This is a genomic window from Paraburkholderia phosphatilytica, assembly GCF_003443895.1.
GTDB lineage: Bacteria > Pseudomonadota > Gammaproteobacteria > Burkholderiales > Burkholderiaceae > Paraburkholderia > Paraburkholderia phosphatilytica.
On record NZ_QQOA01000107.1, the window covers coordinates 1 to 1,184 of the forward strand.

The 1,184-nt window shown below is 57.6% G+C and carries 1 protein-coding gene; it reads left to right on the forward strand.

The window, feature by feature from the left end:
- Positions 1-80 precede the first annotated feature (80 nt).
- Complete coding sequence (locus tag DVS29_RS36760) at positions 81-1,034, forward strand: IS5 family transposase (RefSeq protein WP_118186252.1); 954 nt, start codon at positions 81-83, stop codon at positions 1,032-1,034.
- Positions 1,035-1,184 lie beyond the last annotated feature (150 nt).

Consider the following 1,184-nt stretch of genomic DNA (forward strand, 5'->3'; position numbering starts at 1 on the left):
TAGGGAATGTCTGCAAAAGTCCTGGCGTCGACGTACGGGTGGACTATCCTGGGAGATAGGAAAGTTTAAGGGGTTCTTCGATGACGCAACTTGGTCTTGGTCTGGATCTGTCAACGAAACGTACACGCAAACGGGAATTTCTCGATGAGATGAGGCGCGTTGTGCCATGGTCGAGGTTGATTGCGTTGATCGAACCGCACTATCCGAAGGGTAAGACTGGACGGCCGCCGTTCCCGGTTGCGACGATGCTGCAGATCCATTTCATGCAGCAGTGGTTTGGTCTGTCAGACCCGGCGATGGAAGAGGCGCTTTATGACGTCCCACTGTATCGCGACTTTGCGGGGCTGGACGAGGGGATGACGCGTTTGCCGGACGAGAGCACGATTCTCCGGTTCCGCCACCTGCTCGAGACACACGGCCTGGCTGCGCAGATGTTCACGCTGGTCAATGAGATCCTGAGCGAGAAAGGCTTGATGCTTAAAACAGGGTCGGCGGTCGACGCTACCTTGATCTCTGCACCCAGCTCGACGAAGAACGGCTCTGGTACACGAGACCCGGAAATGCACCAGACGAAGAAGGGAAACCAGTGGTACTTCGGGATGAAAGCCCATGTCGGCGTGGACGCAGAGTCGGGCCTGGTGCACACCGTCATCGGTACTGCGGCCAACGTTCACGACATCAATGCAGCCGAAGCGCTGTTGCACGGCCAGGAAACGGATGTGTACGCTGACGCCGGGTATCAGGGTATCGAAAAGCGCTGCAAGGCAAACCCGGTTCGCTGGCATGTCGCGATGCGGCCGGGCAGGCGCAGACAACTGGACCTGAACGATCGGCTGGACGCGATATTCGATCAGATTGAACGCCTGAAGGCCGGCATCCGCGCCAAGGTCGAACATCCGTTCCGAGTCCTCAAGCAGCAGTTTGGCTATACGAAGACCCGGTACCGGGGTTTGATGAAAAACACCGCCCAGATCACGACACTATTTGCGCTGGGCAACCTGTGGATGGCACGCGAGGCTCTGCGGAAAGCGTGAAATGCTCGGAGATTGAGACCACAAGTCTCGGCAAACAGGGGGCGTCGCGGTTCAAAAGCCGGACGACCAACCTGTCGGCAGATTCTCATGGCCAACTCGGTTCAAGTGGCAAGAGGTCGGCGCTCTGAAAACGAGTTGTGCAGACCTTCC

Coding starts and splice junctions, on each gene's coding strand:
- DVS29_RS36760 (WP_118186252.1), top strand. CDS start 81: ATGACGCAACTTGGTCTTGGTCTGGATCTGTCAACGAAACGTACACGC.